We start from the raw sequence: 15,439 nt of genomic DNA on the forward strand, positions 1-15,439 counted from the left end.
CGATCCGATGTCGGCATGTAAATGCCGGCGGCCTTTCCCAAAACTACATTTTCCATTTTCATGCCCGTCACTCTTCAGGATTTAGGCTGGAACGACCACTTTCAACGCGCTTTCGACGCCGTTGCCAAACCAGGCTGGATGCCGGGGCGTCTTATCCGGGAAACAAAAATCAACTTCACTGCTCTTCTGGACGGCGGGGAAGATGTGGACGCCGTCGTCAGCGGCAAACTCTGGCATGATGCGGCAACGGATGCGGAACTGCCCGCTGTTGGAGACTGGGTGGCGATTGATCCGGGAGAAGCGGGAGACGAAGCCGTCATACGCTCCATTCTCCCGCGCCAGACCTGTTTTTCCCGCAAAGCTCCTGGGAAAAGCAGCGCGGAACAGGTATTGGGAACCAATGTGGATATCGTGGCCGTAGTGACGGAGCCGGGAACGGACTTCAACCCCAGGCGCATGGAGCGCTACTTTACACTCATCCGCCGCAGCGGAGCATCTCCTCTCATCCTGCTTAACAAAACGGATCTTTTTTCCAGGGAGGAAGTGGAAAAAGCCATGCAGATTCTGCGGGAGCTCTCCCCGGAATGCGCCATAATCAGCATCAGCGCCCTGCACAACAGGGGAATCACGGAATTCCGCAAATGCCTCTCCAAGGGAAAAACCATCTGCATCGTCGGCTCCTCAGGCGTTGGAAAATCCACCCTGGTCAATACCCTGCTGGGGGATGAATGGCTCTGGACGGGTGAAGTCAATGAAGTAACCGGCAAAGGGCGCCATACGACAGTGGCGCGGGAGCTGGTGCTCCTCAAGCATGGAGGTTTGCTGATTGACAACCCCGGCATACGGGAAATCCAGATGTGGACTGATGAACATACCCTCCGTGAAAGCTTTGCGGATTTGACGGAGCTGGCCCATGAATGCAAATTTGCGGATTGCAGCCACGGTAAAGATTCCGGCTGCGCCATCAGGAAAGCCGTGGACGAGGGGAAGCTGGACAAGGAGCGGTACTTAAACTTCCTGAATTTGGAAAATGAAATCGCCCGGCTTGCCAAACGTCAGAAAAAAAGGCAAATGAACGTGGAACGGGCCGGAAAAAGAGACCGGAAAGTGCAGGCCCGGAATTATGAAGACCGCGTGGAACTGGAACGCCGCCACAAACCCAACCACCGTAGCCATGACTGATTCACCGTCAAAATTGGCTTGTCAAACTGCAAAAACGCACCTAATGGTGAAGAATGCTATTTTCACGCAACCTCATCCGAACTTTCCTGGCTCTTCTGGCATTGGGGGCGCTTCCCTTATCCGCAGAAGAACAGCCGGTTCCTGCTCAAGGCGGTCCCGCCGTGTCCATTACTGACCTGAAGCCCGTAAAGCTGGAGAGGGATGCCCACAGCAAGCTTCTTGTAGCGCAATGCACTGTCAATGGAGTCCCATGCAATCTTATCGTGGACACGGCGGCCTCCCACACCACATTTGACATCAAATTCATCAAAAAGAATTTTCCCGGCCTGCCGCTTGAAGACGTTCAAATCGCCCCCGGTTCCAACGTCCGTGCCGCACCACGGCTATTTGCCATGCGGTCCTTCTCCATGGGCGGGCTTCATATTAAAAACTTCTTCGGCCTTGCCCTGGATCTTACTCCCCTGCAAAAGGACATGCAGGTGAAGATAGACGGCATCCTGGGCATCAACTACCTGGGGTTCTCTCCGTTCCTGCTGTCCGTCAGGAATGCTTCCCTGCAGTTTCTGGAACGCTCCCGCTTCCCCCAACACAGGAAACCGCTGGATGTGGAACGTGATCCTTCCGGAATTTTTTACATCCGCTGTTCCCGGGGAGGAGACACTTTCCCGCTGGCTCTTGACTCCGGCTCTTCTCTTTCCATGGCCCCGCTGGAACAGTGGCCCGCAGATCCGGACGGCAATCAGCTCACCACCAAGGCAACCGACATTAACGGACACAATGGGGACTGCACTGTTATGAAACTGGGTATCCCCTCCACGCTCCGCATGGGACCGGACTTCCAAATGGACGGCCTTTCCTTCGCCGTAACGGGAACAGGGGGCCGATACCAGATCGGCGTGGATACTTTCCAGCATTTTGACATCATCATTGATGCTCCGCAGGGGGAAGTCTTCGCCCTTCCTCCCCATTCCAGGCCGGAGCCCCAGGGGCAAAAAGCCCCCGATATCAAACAGGAATCTTGAGCATGATGCAGATCATGCGAATGGTCCGGGCCGTAGCGCCGAAATGGGCCTTCAACGCCACCTGGGCGCGGGAAGACTGGGCATGAGCCAGCAGGGGGTTGTCCAGCATCTCCTTGAGCACGTCTGCCAGGCGGTTTTCATCACACCTGGCAATTCCGTCCACTCCTTCAAGCAGCTGGACCAGTGCATCGAAATTTTCCATATGGGGCCCCGTCAGCACGGGCACGCCACAGGCGACGGCTTCAGCCGGATTCTGTCCACCGTCCGCCAAAAAGCTTTTTCCGATCACGGCTACATCCGCCAGCGCGGTCCAGTCCCTCAATTCCCCCGTCGTATCCGCGATGTAACAAACATGATCCTTCAGGGTTTCTGGAATCTCGCCATCAGTCCGCAGCACGCACTGCCAGCCCTGGGCCTCCAGTTCCCGCACCACGGCATGGCGGCGTTCCGCATGCCTGGGCACGATCAGGGGGAAGCCCCCCGCCTTGCGCGCCGCTTCTGCGATCAGAACTTCCTCCCCGTCATGCGTGCTGGCGGCCAGCACTACAGGCTTGCCGCGTTTCAGTTTGTCCAAAATGGAGGCAAACTCCGCATTAGTCTCCCTGCGCTCCGCCATTTGCTGGTCAAATTTGATGCTTCCCGTCACGTGGATAATGGAGGAACGCACGCCCACGGATTCAAACCTCCGGACATCCCCCTTGTCCTGTACGCCCATTGCGTCAAGGAAGGAAAAATAATACTTTGAAATCCATTTAAATGCGCGGTAGCGGCTCTCGGACCTGGCGGACATACGGGCATTAATCATCGCCATGGGTATGCCGCGCACCTTGGCTGCACGGGCAAAATTCGGCCACAACTCGGCCTCCACCAGGACAATGGCCTCCGGTTCAAAACGGTCAAAACACCTCCCCGGCAGCCCCAGAAGGTCAAAGGGGGCATAAATCACGCGCACGCCGGGAATCTGCGCACTCACTGCCGTAGCATGCCCCGTAGCCGTACTGGTAGCCAGCACGGCGGAACCTCCGCGTTCCCGGAGCCACGCCCGGAGAAACTTGAGAGCCAGCACCACTTCACCCACGCTCACGGCATGCACATACAACACCCCTTTCGGCTCCCGGTTATAGGAGACCCGGTACAGCCCGAAACGCTCCAGAAGCCCCGTGCCGAATCCGCCTCTCCTCTTCTGCTTAAGCAGATAGGAAGGCAGCGTTACCAGCCACCCGACGGTATACAGGATATTGTAACAGAAGGAAAACAGGAAGGCTTTCATCTTACTTCTCAGGCAATTGGTAGAACAGCAGCATATTTTTCCCGTACCGGCGGGTATCCACCAGATTCAGGCCGTCAATTTCCGCGGCGCCTTCCCTTCCGGTACCCCAGCCCTCCTGCACTTCCGCAATAAACACGCCACCACCCTTCAAAAGTCCGGCAACTCCGGCCTCCGCCAGTTCAACAATAAAGTCGCGGTCCGCCGGCCCCTTGCAATAAGGAGGATCTGCAAAAATAATATCGTACTTCCTGCCGGCCAGCAGTTCCCTTCTCACGAACTGGACGGCATCTCCCTGGATGACAGTTCCGCCTTCCAAGCCCGTCTTGACGAGATTGGCCCTGGCCGCCGCGCAGGAGAGACGGGAAAAATCCACCATGCGGGCGTCTCTCGCCCCACGGCTGAGGGCCTCCAGGCCGAAGGCGCCGGACCCGGCAAATAAATCCAGCACGTCGGCCCGGTCCATCAGCGGGTTCAGGATGGAAAAAACGGCTTCCCTGACCCGGTCTGTCGTGGGACGAACTTCCCCCTTGGGAACAGACAGGGTTATGCCGCCGGCCTTTCCGCTGATGATACGCATTGTTGTCTTACCGGAAATGAAAGGAACATCATATCCCTACTGGCGAGCCTTGGCCTTGGCCTTTTCCAGCAAAGGGTCACCCGCGATGCGGGTAACGGGAACACGCAGAACGATGGACTGGTTGGCAATGGCAACGTTGTCCGGGTTCTTTTCAGACATGTTGTAAACGAAATAGGCATACTTGCCGTCCTTGGTCTTGCCCGCAATGATAGTCTCCGTCAGGGTGGAAAGAATGGTTTTCTTTTCCATTGTCCATTCCTTGCCACTCCACGCGCCGTATACATTCAGATCGTCATAGGACACGTCCCCTTTCAGGGTCAGGGTTCCGTTGGGAGAAATCCATGACTTGGTGCTGGAATCATACTTCAGCGTGCTCATCGGCAACGGCCCCTGCTGCGCCACAGCAGCCAAATCCCAGATATTCCGTTCCCCCGAGGCGAAAATACCCAGGGCCACAGGGGCCACTTCCTGCACCTGCTTCAGCTTCCAGCACTCCAGGTACTTGGCATATTCGTCCTTGGTCCAGCCCAGGCGCTCATCATAAGGAACGGGCTGGCCGGGGACAATCTGGCTGACAAGCTCCTTCTTGTCCTTGTCGGGCAGGGAGGCGAAAACGCCGTCTATCTTTTCCATGAACGGCTGCAGGCTTTCATCAAGCACAACGCTGACGGCGGCGGCTTCCGCCATTTTGCCGACCGGGAGATATTCGTCAACTATTTCCGGCTTTTCCGCTGCGGACAGGGAGGAAACCAGAACAGGGACTATCAGTGTTAAAGCCAGATTACGGAGCGCTTTCATAACGTGTTCGTATATTTTACTCAACAAAAGACCCTTGGCAAGAGTCAAAGTGAGTGTTATCCGTATGTACATCATGAGTTGGAAGTTACTTTTCACTACCCTGTCCGCCGCTCTGAGCCTTGCTTCCTGCGTGTCCACCCCGGCATCGCGCATCCAGAAAAACCCGGCCCTTTTCAATTCCCTCCCGCCCAGCCAGAAAACACTGGTGGAATCCGGACAAATTGCTGAAGGAATGTCTCCGCCGGCCGTTTTCCTGGCCTGGGGGGACCCCTCCGCCGTAGCGGAAGGCCACCTTAACGGGAAATCCGCCACCCGCTGGATTTATTCCTCCCTCCAGCCGGTTTACACCCCTCCCCCCTCTTTCTGGGCCGGCCCCTACTGGGGCGGTCCCTACTGGGGGCCGGGCTTCTACCGTCCCTATTATCCTTATTACAATGATGTCACCTATGTGCCGGTAAACACCGGATACGTGCTTTTCATCAACGGCAAGGTGCAATCTTGGGAACGCAGGCGCTGACGGAAACGGAGCCTGCCCTATGGCACGGAATGCGCCGGCGCAGCAGAAGGAGGGCAATCTCCCGCTGATGCGCCGTTTTTCTCTCCGCGTTTCCTAATGCCGCTCTAATCCCCGCCCCTGGACAGGGGGCGTTCCAGTTTCTCCCGGAATTTGGGAAAGAACTCCTTCAATTCCCCGGAAACCTTCGGATATTCCAGCCTCATCTCCGCCAGGGCCTCCACAATGGCGCACAAGCAGACGAGCCGGGAATACCATTTGTTGTCCGCCGGCACCACATACCATGGAGCCTCCCGGGAAGAAGTATGGCGTATCATCTCCTCATACGCTTTCTGGTACTGGTCCCAGAATTCGCGTTCGTGAATATCCCCTTCAGAAAACTTCCAATTTTTGTCCGGAGTATCCAGCCGTGCCAAAAGGCGCTTTCTCTGTTCCTCTGGGGAAAGGTTGAGGAATATTTTCACAATGCTCGTCCTGTTGGCGAGCAGGTGGCGTTCCAGGTTATTGATGGATCTGAACCTCTCCTCCCAGAAAGCACTCTTGGCATGGGAGGGATTAAATCCCTCTCCGGCCAGAAACTCCGGATGCACGCGCACGCTAAGGACTTCTTCATAATAGGAACGGTTGAAAATGCCAATCATCCCCCGCCTGGGGAGGCGCGCTACGCACCTCCACAGAAAATCATGGCTCCGTTCCAGCGTGGAAGGCTGCTTGAAGCTGCTGACTACGCACCCTTGCGGATTGACGCCTCCCATCACATGCTTCACAATGCCATCCTTTCCCGCGCTGTCCATCGCCTGCAGCACCACCAGCAGCGCATGAGACTCGCTGGCATACAATACTTCCTGAAGCTGCTCCAGCAATTCGATGCCCTTTTCCAGCTTATCCACAGCCTCTTTCTTGCTGTCTTTGCCCAGCTTGCCGAGATCGCCGGGATCATAGCGGGACAACTTGAATCCCCTGCCGTCCGTCACCCGGTACGGTTCAATAAATTTCCTGCATCTTTTGACCAGGCGGGAAGAAATATCCATCATTTCTATAATGACACTGTCTCTTCTCAAAATGTTGAAACAACAGCAAAAACATCAATACCCCTCTCGTTGGGAGATTCCACCCCGCCGATAGACGACAAACCCCCGGCATAATTCGGAACGTTCATACTTGCCGGAATACTCTATGGACTGGAGAAAAGCAGCATAATCGGATGGCCGGGAAACTACGATCACCTTATAATCAGACCATTTGTCCTTTAACGGGCCGGGAATCCATCCATAAAACTCCTTTCCGGCTCCATTGCATAAAAGTAAAATGTCAACATGACTGCTCTGCAATAATTTGCAATAAGATACCGCAGAGCGGAAATCTTCACGGCCATACAAATCATTGCAACGAATACGAATATCGCTCACCGCCCAAACAATCATCATTAATAGGAACAGGATAGTTTGGGCAATCCTGGGGAACGACCAATCCCATAACGCCACCAGGGACCAGGCCAGACACAATACAGGCAATAACGGCGCGCAATGCCGTCCGGAAAAACGGAAATCCATCATTTCCGTTCCATAAAGGAATACGGCCCCTGGAAGCAATATCAACACCAGCAAAGCAGGAACCAAGGGCCTCTCAGCCCGCTTATTCCACAAAATGATGCCGCAGGCAGAACCGGCCAGAAGAATGGCGCCGGAGATCATCCCTGCCCCCAATCCGTTCATATTCCATAAAGCATCAGGAGTCATGCACATCCTCAATTCTAGACGGGAAGGCCCCATGCCGGCCAATCCCGATAACTCGTACATGGAAGCGCATGCATTGACTATCCAGGAGGAAGATATGGAAACCGCACGGGCGCCCAAGAAAAGAGTGTAAAGATAATATGCTCCCAACCCGGAAAATGGAAAAATCCACCAGAGCAGGGCTCGCCGAAACCTCCGCCCTCCAAACTGCCGGAATGCCATGACCATGAATGCCGCGGCAAAACCGAGCGCCCATACAACCCCTGTCAGGCTTGTAAGACATAAAAAAAACAGAGAACCAAAAAAGACATGGAATTTTACCGGTTCTCCCCGGCTAACCTGCCAAAACAACATGGAGACAGCGCAAGAGGCCGCTATCTGCAACATATAGGGCCGCAACTCGTTAGAATAATAAACAAAAAACGGTGAAATCAAAAGAATCACCAGCGCCTTTGGTTCCTTTCTGAAAAACCAGGATGATAAAAATACCCAAAATATATTAAATAACCTCAGCATCCATTCAGACTCCGCACCCGTCAGATGATGCCACAAAAATAAAAGGTAGTAATAAAAGGCCATTTGAGCATCGCTACCGCCAATTTCACAAATCTTCTTCCAACATCCCTCCATTCCCTGCTGCATGGCGCACAATGCAGTACAACATTCATCAATCCAAAAACTTTGGTTATTCAGGGAAAAAAAGAAAGACAAAAAAGGTAAAATCCACCAATATTTGATGCCCCCGTCATTGCCTTCCGGCGCCCTCTTTTGTCCCCTGCACATAGTGCAAGGCAACATAGCGGATTGTATATCCGGTGGCAACATATTTTTCTAAGATAAAAACATCAATAACTTTTCAAAGTTGCAGAGATAAGAAGAAAAAACAAATCTATTTTCATATTTATCTATTGATATTCATATGGATATGTGATTTCTTCCTGTAAAAAAGCAGGCGGCGGATATACAATCCGCAAAAAAATGTTGTTTATACGGATATTGCGTAAAATAAAAAACTTATCCACCAAAGCGGACCTGATCTGATGGGGTATTTTCCAGCTTGCAGTCCTCAAGGGTCCATGTGCGGGGAGGCAGCACCTTGTTATCTTTAATCAGAATATTGGCGCATCTTCTGAATTGGAAAGGTTTCTGCCCCCATCCCTTAAACTCGTCATTGTAAATGACCTTATTATTGATGAACTTGAGGTTGTCCGTGGAAATGGCGAACAGCAGCGGCACATCGAACGTCTTGAAAACATTATTTTCTATCAGCACATTGCGATGATAGTAATCCCTCTGCCTGTCCAGCTGCTTGACTTCCGGGTAAATGGAAATAATGGCATTCGTAAACTGGTAACGCGAGGTCAGGTTGTTAATGAATGTATTTTTGCGGATCACCACTTCATGGCAGGCGCCGCTTTCATACCACCCCTGGGCATCCCCTGCCAATAGAATGGCGGAGCCGGAGGAATGGTCAAACAAATTGCCCTCCACCAGCACTCTCTCCGGCGTTGTAAAAAGAGATCCTCTGGCACGGTTGTTGCGGACGATATTGTTGCGGAAAACCACGGAAGGGTAAAAATCCGCATTCTCCACGGCATCCCCGGCCCTGACGGAGGAGGGGAGCGGCTCTTCCACCGTAATCACCATCTCCGCGGAATTCTTTTTCACTGCCGTCTTCACGGTGGCCGTTCCGCCGGGTTCCAGCGTAGGACCGTTGATGAAACGGATTTTTTCACCGGGAAGAAACACCTCAAACCCCACCGCCTGCCGATGCATGTATTTGCACTTCAGGGTATGGCTGTCCACTACTTCCATCACGCCCAGGCAGGTGGAATGAACATTGATGGCATCATCCATCATCCCTTCGAACAGGGCTTTCTCCACCACGATTCCGCCCCGGGTATTGGAAAAATGGGTCGCGTCCGCTCCGGCGGTGTGTACGCGCCCCGTGCCTTTCCTGACCATGACTCCGCCGCCTTTCATATGAAAGTCCTCCGATCGCTGGACCAGCAGAGCCATGCCTGAGCTCTGGTGCAGAGATACGTCATTCAGTGATGTTTTCCGAGCCCGGTACACCACGCATCCCGGATGGGGGCGGTTATAATTCCGAAGAACCAGCGTATCCCCCGGCTTGATTCCCTTCTGCCTGAGGTTCCAGGACAAACGGAGACGGCTCCCGCCCAACGGCTCCACATGCCCGTTCCAGCCGATGTCCGATGTATTGGCGATAATATGTCCCGTCCCTTTCTCAAAGGCCATACAGTGTCCCATTCCTTCTTCCCAGCCTTTCCCCTGGAAAACGAACCTGTTGTTCCGGATTTCGTAAGGGTAGGCCTTTTTGTCTATTTCCACTTCCGTGAACCGGTCATCCGTCTTCACGACGCGCGCCTCCGTACACCAGGACCGTTCGTAATCCACGGATAAACGGTTGATGCTGACATTTTCGCTGTCCATCACCAGGAGGGGAACCACCTTGCCGTGAAAAAGAAACAGGGAACCATTGCCCTCCACGCGGACATTCCGCAAATCGGCCAGAGGCACACACACCGGATGAATCAGCGGCTGGTCATGGTTGGAAATATGGAAACTCATGTTCAAAGCCCCCTCCGGATAAAAATGGTAAATGCCTCTGGGGATGTTCAAAACGCCCCCGCCCTGCCTCCGGAGAGCGGAAACGGCAGCCCGCAGCGCCGGCCCCTGATCTTTTCTGACGCCGGGAACCATGCCGAATTCAGAGGCATTCACCACAGCTCCTTTCATCCCCTGCCCACTTCCTGCCGTCTTCCAGGCCAGATCTACCCAGTCCGCATGGTCGTAGGAATTATTGTCCACCCGGTCGGCCATCAGGTAAAGATGCCGTATGCCGTTTTCCGCCACCGGAATGGAAAACTTCTTCGCGGCCATCCCCCTCCTCATCACGCCGGAACTCCATAAAACCTCGGACCCGCTCATCACGCGGAATTCCACGCTTCCGTCTCCATCCGCACCGTCATCAATTCCGCATGCACCTTCCAGCCTCAAAACTTTCGGGTTTTCCGGAACGGGCAGGGGAATCATGGACGTAGCGTGCGTACCGATTCCCGTGGCATATTTTTTGCCGCCTATGCTCAACCCCGCATTACTGAAAGACCGGTCCAACCGGGTTTCCCCCGTCTCCTGGCGAGTCATCAGCAGGCTGGAGGCAGGAACTTTTACGGCTATGGTTCCGGATTGGGCAGCTTCTTCCTCGCCCCGGGACTGTGCCGGGAATAATCCCGCCAAACACGCTGCAACTACAAAACTCCATGAAAACATCCGGCTGAACATATTTTTTATACTCCGTTCCCGTATTCCTTCTATCAGAAAAAATATGGATCGTCCAGAAGCTTCCATCAGAGAAAAAGAGAGATTGCCTTCCATACCGAATTCAGGGACACTGTCTCCATGCGATCAGCATTCTTCCTACTGCCCGGCATCCTTCCGGCTCTTTCCGCCTGCGGGCGCGGAGGCGCCACGCTTGAAACGGATAACGTCCAAGCGGAATGGTTCCCCAACGGCAGCAAAACGGCGATTGTCCTGGAAGGGGAAAGCGAACCCGTTTCCGAACGGGAAATCCGGCATCCCCATTCCGGCATGACTCTTTTTTACCATTCGCTGGGGGACGGCAAAGGAACTTTGGAAATCGCAGGAGGGGTTCCGGAAACGGCTACAGTAACATACAGCCAGGGAGCGGCTTCCGCGGAGCTGCATTTCAAAACGGCCTCCCGGGAAATACTTCTGAATGACGTACGCCGCCTGGGCGCGAACGAAAAAACGGCCTTCCTGAATGGCTGGAGCTGCCAGGAACGGGGCACAGCCCTGCTCCGTTCCGGGACAGCCGGAGCCATGACCACGGAAAAAAACGTCCCATGAATCTTCTGAGGATACTGAAAACGGGAACATGGAAAATCCCGTGCGCGCTTCTGCTTGCCGGGGTTCTGGCTCTGGCATGCCTCCAGTGCTCCGTCCGCTCCCTGGTGTACCTGCCGCCCCAGCCCAGGGACAAAACCGCGTATCTGGAAAAACGGGCCGCCTGGGAACCGCATCGGCGCACCTTCCACCATAATGGGGCCAAACTCAGCGGCTGGCTTATTGAAAAGAAGGGGCAGCCCCTCCTGGTATATTACGGGGGAAACGCCATGGACATCTCCATGATGCTTCCCTACCTGGACCGGTTTCCCCATGCCAAGCTCCTGGTCAATTACCGCGGGTACGGGCTCAGCACCGGCACCCCCACGGAACAGGATATCATGGGAGACTCCCTGGCTATTCTTGACTCCGTGCTGAAGGAAACCGGAAGAACGCCGGACGACGTCATCCTGGTCGGGCAAAGCCTCGGTTCCGGAGTCGCTACCCAGATAGCCTCCGTCAGACACGTGAAAAAACTGGTGCTGCTGGTCCCTTTTGACAGCCTTCTGGAAACTGCCCGCGGTCTCTTCCCATACCTGCCCGTCAAGCTTCTCCTTCCGGACCACTTCCGGTCAGACCTGGCCGCGCCCAAAGTCGCCTGCCCTGTCAGCATCCTGGCTGCGGGAGCGGATGAAGTCATTCCTCCGCACCACGCCAAACGGCTCCGGGACTGTTTCTCCGTACCGGTCAGTTACCAGGAATTCCCCGGAGCCATGCATAATACCATCTGGCTCAGCCCCGGCTTTGATAAAGCGTTTTCTCAAAGCATCGGGTACTGATCTCCGTTTTATTCCGCAGGAGCCAGAGACACGCGGCGCAGGCAGCTTCCTTCATGTTCCAGCAGCAGCCATGAGGTTTCTTCCGGCAGCGCTTCCGGAAACAGGTTGGCCCATTCGACAATGAGCACAGTCTCTCCGTCCAGATACTCTTCCCACCCTATGCCGGTCAGCTCGGACTCATCCTTCAGGCGGTAAAAATCAAAATGGCACGCCGGCAGACGTCCGTCAGCATGCTCATGCACCAGGGAAAATGTCGGGCTGGCAGCCGCCTCGGAACTCCCCAGCCCCTCCATAATGCCCTGGGTCAGGTGCGTCTTTCCGGCCCCCAGCTCACCCACCACGCCCAAAATTTCGCCGGGCATTAAAATTTTACCTATTTGCCTCCCCAGCTCCCTCATTTCCTCCGGGGAATGAGTCAAAACGGGGCCGTTTCTAAAAATTTTATGCCATTCGCTCATTTTTCCATGAAATTTTGCTTGTCTAAAAGAAAGTCATATGGTTTATTGCGGCTCCCGCATCTGCGGGCGAACCTTAACAGTGATAGCAATGGCATACGCAATTTTCAAAACAGGTGGCAAGCAGTACCGCGTCCAGACGGGCGACGTGATCGACGTTGAATGCATCAATACCCTCGAAGAGGGGGCCGAAGCAAGCTTCGATCAGGTGCTTATGGTGGAAAATGACGGAAAAGTGACCGTCGGCACCCCCATGGTGGAAGGAGCTACGGTCTCCGCCAAGGTGGTCAGCCAGTTCCGCGGCAAAAAGATCATCGCTTTCAAATTTAAGCGCCGCAAGGGCTTCCACAAGAAAAAAGGTTCCCGCCGCGCCATGACGAAGCTGGAAATCACCGCTATCAACGCCTAATTTCAACCCTTAATTTTTATTATCTTATGGCTCACAAGAAAGGTCAAGGTTCTGTCAAGAACGGTCGCGACTCCCGCAGCAAGCGCCTCGGCGTTAAAAAATTCGGCGGACAGGAAGTGATCGCGGGCAACATCATCATCCGCCAGCGCGGCACCAAATGGCACCCCGGCAAGGGCGTAGGCATGGGCCGTGACTACACCATCTTCTCCCTGGTGGACGGCCGCGTGTTCTTTGACCGCGAAGGCCGCCGCGTCAATGTGGCTCCGGAAGGATCTGAAGCCGCCAACTAAAATACGGATTACTCTATCTCCCTGCAGGGGCGGCCATCCACAGGGATGACCGCCCCTTTTTCTGTCCTTCTCCGCGCCCCAATAAATAACAGGAATTGTTCTTGCAAAACAATTGCCCCTCCCCCACTATCCACGCAGAGCATGAAAAATAAGATATGAATCCCAAAACAGATTCCAAGCAGGCCGTCCGCACCGCCTCTACCCTGCCGGTCATTTCCGGGTTGAGACTTACCAAGCAAAGGCAGGAAGTCTATCAGGTTCTTCTGGAACAAAGGGATCATCCAACTGCCAATGAAGTTTACCAGCGGGTACGCAAAAAACTCCCCAGCATCTCCCTGGCCACCGTTTATAACTGCCTGGAGGCGCTGGTGAACCACGGCCTGGTCAATCAGGTCAACTTTGAACGCAGCTCTTCCCGCTTCTGTCCCAATCTCGTTGAGCACGGTCACTTCCAGGACACCCGGACCGGACGCATTTACGACATCACCATCAAGGAAGGCGTGGACCTGAAGGAATTCATCAACCTGCCCGACGACGTGTGCGTGGAAGAAGCCCAAATCACCCTGAGGGGTTCCATCACCACGCCGCAGGGCTAACTCTCTTTCATCATCATGAGTCTGGTCATTAAAAATTTGCACGCCAACGTGCAAGGCACGGAAATACTTAAAGGCATCAATCTGGAAATTCCCAAGGGAGAGGTACATGCGATCATGGGGCCCAACGGGTCCGGGAAAAGCACTTTATCCAAAGTTCTTTGCGGACATCCGGACTATGAGGTAACGGAGGGGGAAGCCTGGCTGGACGGACAGAACCTGCTGGACATGAGCATTGACGAACGCAGCAGGGCGGGACTCTTCCTGGCATTCCAGTACCCCATGGAAGTTCCCGGCGTTTCCAACGCCAACTTCCTTCGTGCGGCCATGCAGGCCCGCATGCCCCATGGGGAGGAACTGGATGCGGTCACCTTCTACAAAACGCTCTATGCAAAAATGGACCAGCTCGGCATGGCCCGCAAATTCACGTCACGCGCCGTTAACGAAGGTTTCTCCGGGGGAGAGAAAAAGCGCAATGAAGTGCTGCAAATGCTTCTCTTGGATCCCCTCTATGCCATTCTGGACGAAACGGATTCCGGCCTGGACATAGATGCCCTCCGCATTGTCTCGGAAGGAGTCAACTCCATGCGTTCCCCTTTCCGCAGCTTCCTGGTTATCACCCACTACAAACGCCTGCTGGACTACATCAGGCCGGATGTGGTCCACGTGCTGGCTGACGGGCGGATCGTCCGGACCGGAGGCGGAGAACTGGTGGACGAACTGGAAAGCAGGGGATACGAGTTCCTGAAAGAAGCGGAAACAGCGGAAAAGGCGTAATGCCGCCATCCGGCCATCAATCATGAGCGATACACCTGACATGCCAGAGAACGGGAACACACAGAACCTGTTTGACTTCGACCGGAGCAAGGGGAACTTCTCCTTCCCGGAACGCCATAAATTTGATGCCGGATACGGCCTGACGGAGGCCACCATTGACTACATCTGCGACGTCAAGGACGACCCGGAATGGGTGCGCCAGTTCCGCAAAAACGCGCTTGCCGTTTTTGAAAGCAAGCCCATGCCCACCCACTGGGCTTCTCCGGATATTAAAAAAATAGATTTCTCCCAAATCCGCTACTACCTCTCCGACGGAGAACGGCCCAAACGAAGCTGGGACGACGTGCCGGAGGACGTCAAGCGCACCTTCGAACGCCTGGGCGTCCCGGAACAGGAACGCCAGTTTCTGGCGGGCGTGGAAGCCCAGTACGACTCCGAATCCGCCTACTCCAACATGAAGGAGGAACTCCGCAGCCAGGGCGTCATCTTCGTCAACTCCACGGAAGGCCTGAAACACCATGAAGACGTCTTTCGTCCCTGGTTTGGAAAAGTCATTCCCACGGGAGACAACAAATTCTCCGCCCTGAACAGCGCGGTATTTTCCGGAGGTTCCTTTATTTACGTGCCCAAAGGGGTTAAACTCAAACATCCTCTTCAGGCGTACTTCCGCATCAACTCGGAAAATTTCGGGCAGTTCGAACGAACTCTCATCATTGCGGACGAAGGCGCGGAACTCATGTACATGGAAGGATGCACGGCGCCCCAGTTTGAAACTTCCACCCTCCACTCCGCCGTTGTGGAGCTGGTCGCGCTCAAGGGAGCGAAAATTCAGTACGTCACCGTGCAAAACTGGTCCTCTAATGTCTTCAACATGGTCACCAAGCGCGGCCTTGCCATGGAAGATGCGGAAATCCGCTGGATAGACTGCAACATTGGCTCCGGCCTCACCATGAAATACCCGGCTGTGGTGCTCAAAGGCAGGCGCGCGCGCGGGGAAGTCATCTCCATTGCCCTGGCAAACACGGGCCAGCACCAGGATACGGGAGCCAAAATGATCCATGCGGCGGACGATACTACGTCCAACATCGTTTCCAAATCCATCAGCATCGG

The 15,439-nt window shown here is 54.5% G+C and carries 17 protein-coding genes; 10 read left to right on the forward strand and 7 right to left on the reverse strand.

Annotated features, from left to right (window positions below; all coding sequences use genetic code 11):
* Positions 1–60 precede the first annotated feature (60 nt).
* Together rsgA and WW58_RS12515 are read left to right on the forward strand one after the other, a co-directional pair.
* Positions 61–1,182: a ribosome small subunit-dependent GTPase A gene (gene rsgA / locus WW58_RS12510; protein WP_022198491.1), complete on the forward strand. Its 1,122-nt coding sequence runs from the start codon at positions 61–63 to the stop codon at positions 1,180–1,182.
* Between the two features lie 161 nt (positions 1,183–1,343).
* A complete protein-coding gene (locus WW58_RS12515) occupies positions 1,344–2,204 on the forward strand; it encodes a retropepsin-like aspartic protease (protein WP_179219105.1) in 861 nt (286 codons plus the stop codon).
* Here WW58_RS12515 and WW58_RS12520 read toward each other — a convergent pair.
* From WW58_RS12520 to WW58_RS12530, 3 genes are read right to left on the reverse strand one after another with little or no spacing between them, the layout of a single operon-like run.
* Positions 2,188–3,474 carry a 3-deoxy-D-manno-octulosonic acid transferase gene (locus tag WW58_RS12520; RefSeq protein WP_022198493.1) on the reverse strand — a complete coding sequence of 429 codons (1,287 nt, stop codon included), beginning with the start codon at positions 3,472–3,474 and terminating at the stop codon, positions 2,188–2,190. The two genes, WW58_RS12515 and WW58_RS12520, sit on opposite strands and share 17 nt — an antisense overlap.
* A gap of 1 nt (position 3,475) precedes the next feature.
* Entirely contained in the window at positions 3,476–4,051 is a 576-nt protein-coding gene (locus WW58_RS12525) for an RsmD family RNA methyltransferase (protein ID WP_012419528.1), read from the reverse strand.
* Positions 4,052–4,087: 36 nt separating this feature from the next.
* The gene (locus tag WW58_RS12530; RefSeq protein WP_046436694.1) at positions 4,088–4,849 is read right to left on the reverse strand and encodes a hypothetical protein; all 762 of its coding nucleotides are present in this window, start codon (positions 4,847–4,849) and stop codon (positions 4,088–4,090) included.
* Positions 4,850–4,922: 73 nt separating this feature from the next.
* Between WW58_RS12530 and WW58_RS12535 the strand changes: the two genes are divergently transcribed.
* Entirely contained in the window at positions 4,923–5,366 is a 444-nt protein-coding gene (locus tag WW58_RS12535; RefSeq protein ID WP_128153433.1) for a hypothetical protein, read from the forward strand.
* Positions 5,367–5,470: 104 nt separating this feature from the next.
* On the opposite strand, the gene WW58_RS12540 is transcribed toward WW58_RS12535, so the two are convergent.
* The 3 genes from WW58_RS12540 to WW58_RS12550 form a co-directional block, all read right to left on the reverse strand.
* Positions 5,471–6,397 carry a polyphosphate kinase 2 family protein gene (locus tag WW58_RS12540; RefSeq protein WP_215833611.1) on the reverse strand — a complete coding sequence of 309 codons (927 nt, stop codon included), beginning with the start codon at positions 6,395–6,397 and terminating at the stop codon, positions 5,471–5,473.
* 51 nt (positions 6,398–6,448) lie between these two features.
* The gene (locus WW58_RS12545) at positions 6,449–7,897 is read right to left on the reverse strand and encodes a hypothetical protein (protein WP_215833612.1); all 1,449 of its coding nucleotides are present in this window, start codon (positions 7,895–7,897) and stop codon (positions 6,449–6,451) included.
* A gap of 216 nt (positions 7,898–8,113) precedes the next feature.
* Complete coding sequence (locus WW58_RS12550) at positions 8,114–10,360, reverse strand: NPCBM/NEW2 domain-containing protein (protein ID WP_215833613.1); 2,247 nt, start codon at positions 10,358–10,360, stop codon at positions 8,114–8,116.
* A gap of 162 nt (positions 10,361–10,522) precedes the next feature.
* Here WW58_RS12550 and WW58_RS12555 point away from each other — a divergent pair, with 162 nt between their 5' ends.
* Positions 10,523–10,990: a hypothetical protein gene (locus tag WW58_RS12555; RefSeq protein WP_046436697.1), complete on the forward strand. Its 468-nt coding sequence runs from the start codon at positions 10,523–10,525 to the stop codon at positions 10,988–10,990.
* Complete coding sequence (locus WW58_RS12560; RefSeq protein ID WP_046436698.1) at positions 10,987–11,805, forward strand: alpha/beta hydrolase; 819 nt, start codon at positions 10,987–10,989, stop codon at positions 11,803–11,805. Before WW58_RS12555 ends, WW58_RS12560 begins: the two co-directional genes overlap by 4 nt.
* Before the next feature lie 8 nt (positions 11,806–11,813).
* Here the strand turns inward: WW58_RS12560 and tsaE are convergent, their stop codons facing one another.
* Entirely contained in the window at positions 11,814–12,224 is a 411-nt protein-coding gene (gene tsaE / locus WW58_RS12565) for a tRNA (adenosine(37)-N6)-threonylcarbamoyltransferase complex ATPase subunit type 1 TsaE (RefSeq protein WP_232051451.1), read from the reverse strand.
* A gap of 127 nt (positions 12,225–12,351) precedes the next feature.
* On the opposite strand from tsaE, the gene rplU reads away from it, so the two are divergent.
* The 5 genes from rplU to sufB form a co-directional block, all read left to right on the forward strand.
* Entirely contained in the window at positions 12,352–12,669 is a 318-nt protein-coding gene (gene rplU, locus WW58_RS12570; RefSeq protein ID WP_012419537.1) for a 50S ribosomal protein L21, read from the forward strand.
* A gap of 26 nt (positions 12,670–12,695) precedes the next feature.
* Positions 12,696–12,959 carry a 50S ribosomal protein L27 gene (rpmA, locus tag WW58_RS12575; RefSeq protein WP_012419538.1) on the forward strand — a complete coding sequence of 88 codons (264 nt, stop codon included), beginning with the start codon at positions 12,696–12,698 and terminating at the stop codon, positions 12,957–12,959.
* A 155-nt stretch (positions 12,960–13,114) separates the two neighbouring features.
* Positions 13,115–13,555 carry a Fur family transcriptional regulator gene (locus tag WW58_RS12580; RefSeq protein ID WP_031930286.1) on the forward strand — a complete coding sequence of 147 codons (441 nt, stop codon included), beginning with the start codon at positions 13,115–13,117 and terminating at the stop codon, positions 13,553–13,555.
* A 15-nt stretch (positions 13,556–13,570) separates the two neighbouring features.
* Positions 13,571–14,329: a Fe-S cluster assembly ATPase SufC gene (gene sufC, locus WW58_RS12585; protein ID WP_022198500.1), complete on the forward strand. Its 759-nt coding sequence runs from the start codon at positions 13,571–13,573 to the stop codon at positions 14,327–14,329.
* 22 nt (positions 14,330–14,351) lie between these two features.
* Positions 14,352–15,439 (forward strand): Fe-S cluster assembly protein SufB (gene sufB / locus WW58_RS12590; protein ID WP_046437997.1); only part of this gene is annotated, 1,088 nt, incomplete at its 3' end.

Origin of the sequence: Akkermansia sp. UNK.MGS-1, from assembly GCF_000980515.1 — a bacterium.
In the GTDB taxonomy this organism is placed as follows: Bacteria; Verrucomicrobiota; Verrucomicrobiia; order Verrucomicrobiales; family Akkermansiaceae; genus Akkermansia; species Akkermansia muciniphila.

What these genes read in the sequence shown, in the direction of transcription:
- WW58_RS12525 (WP_012419528.1), bottom strand. Translation starts at nt 4,051, where the DNA reads ATGCGTATCATCAGCGGAAAGGCCGGCGGCATAACCCTGTCTGTTCCC.
- WW58_RS12540 (WP_215833611.1), bottom strand. Translation starts at nt 6,397, where the DNA reads ATGATGGATATTTCTTCCCGCCTGGTCAAAAGATGCAGGAAATTTATT.
- sufC (WP_022198500.1), top strand. Translation starts at nt 13,571, where the DNA reads ATGAGTCTGGTCATTAAAAATTTGCACGCCAACGTGCAAGGCACGGAA.
- WW58_RS12555 (WP_046436697.1), top strand. Translation starts at nt 10,523, where the DNA reads ATGCGATCAGCATTCTTCCTACTGCCCGGCATCCTTCCGGCTCTTTCC.
- WW58_RS12545 (WP_215833612.1), bottom strand. Translation starts at nt 7,897, where the DNA reads ATGTTGCCTTGCACTATGTGCAGGGGACAAAAGAGGGCGCCGGAAGGC.
- WW58_RS12560 (WP_046436698.1), top strand. Translation starts at nt 10,987, where the DNA reads ATGAATCTTCTGAGGATACTGAAAACGGGAACATGGAAAATCCCGTGC.
- WW58_RS12530 (WP_046436694.1), bottom strand. Translation starts at nt 4,849, where the DNA reads ATGAAAGCGCTCCGTAATCTGGCTTTAACACTGATAGTCCCTGTTCTG.
- rsgA (WP_022198491.1), top strand. Translation starts at nt 61, where the DNA reads ATGCCCGTCACTCTTCAGGATTTAGGCTGGAACGACCACTTTCAACGC.
- rpmA (WP_012419538.1), top strand. Translation starts at nt 12,696, where the DNA reads ATGGCTCACAAGAAAGGTCAAGGTTCTGTCAAGAACGGTCGCGACTCC.
- WW58_RS12580 (WP_031930286.1), top strand. Translation starts at nt 13,115, where the DNA reads ATGAATCCCAAAACAGATTCCAAGCAGGCCGTCCGCACCGCCTCTACC.
- rplU (WP_012419537.1), top strand. Translation starts at nt 12,352, where the DNA reads ATGGCATACGCAATTTTCAAAACAGGTGGCAAGCAGTACCGCGTCCAG.
- WW58_RS12535 (WP_128153433.1), top strand. Translation starts at nt 4,923, where the DNA reads ATGAGTTGGAAGTTACTTTTCACTACCCTGTCCGCCGCTCTGAGCCTT.
- WW58_RS12520 (WP_022198493.1), bottom strand. Translation starts at nt 3,474, where the DNA reads ATGAAAGCCTTCCTGTTTTCCTTCTGTTACAATATCCTGTATACCGTC.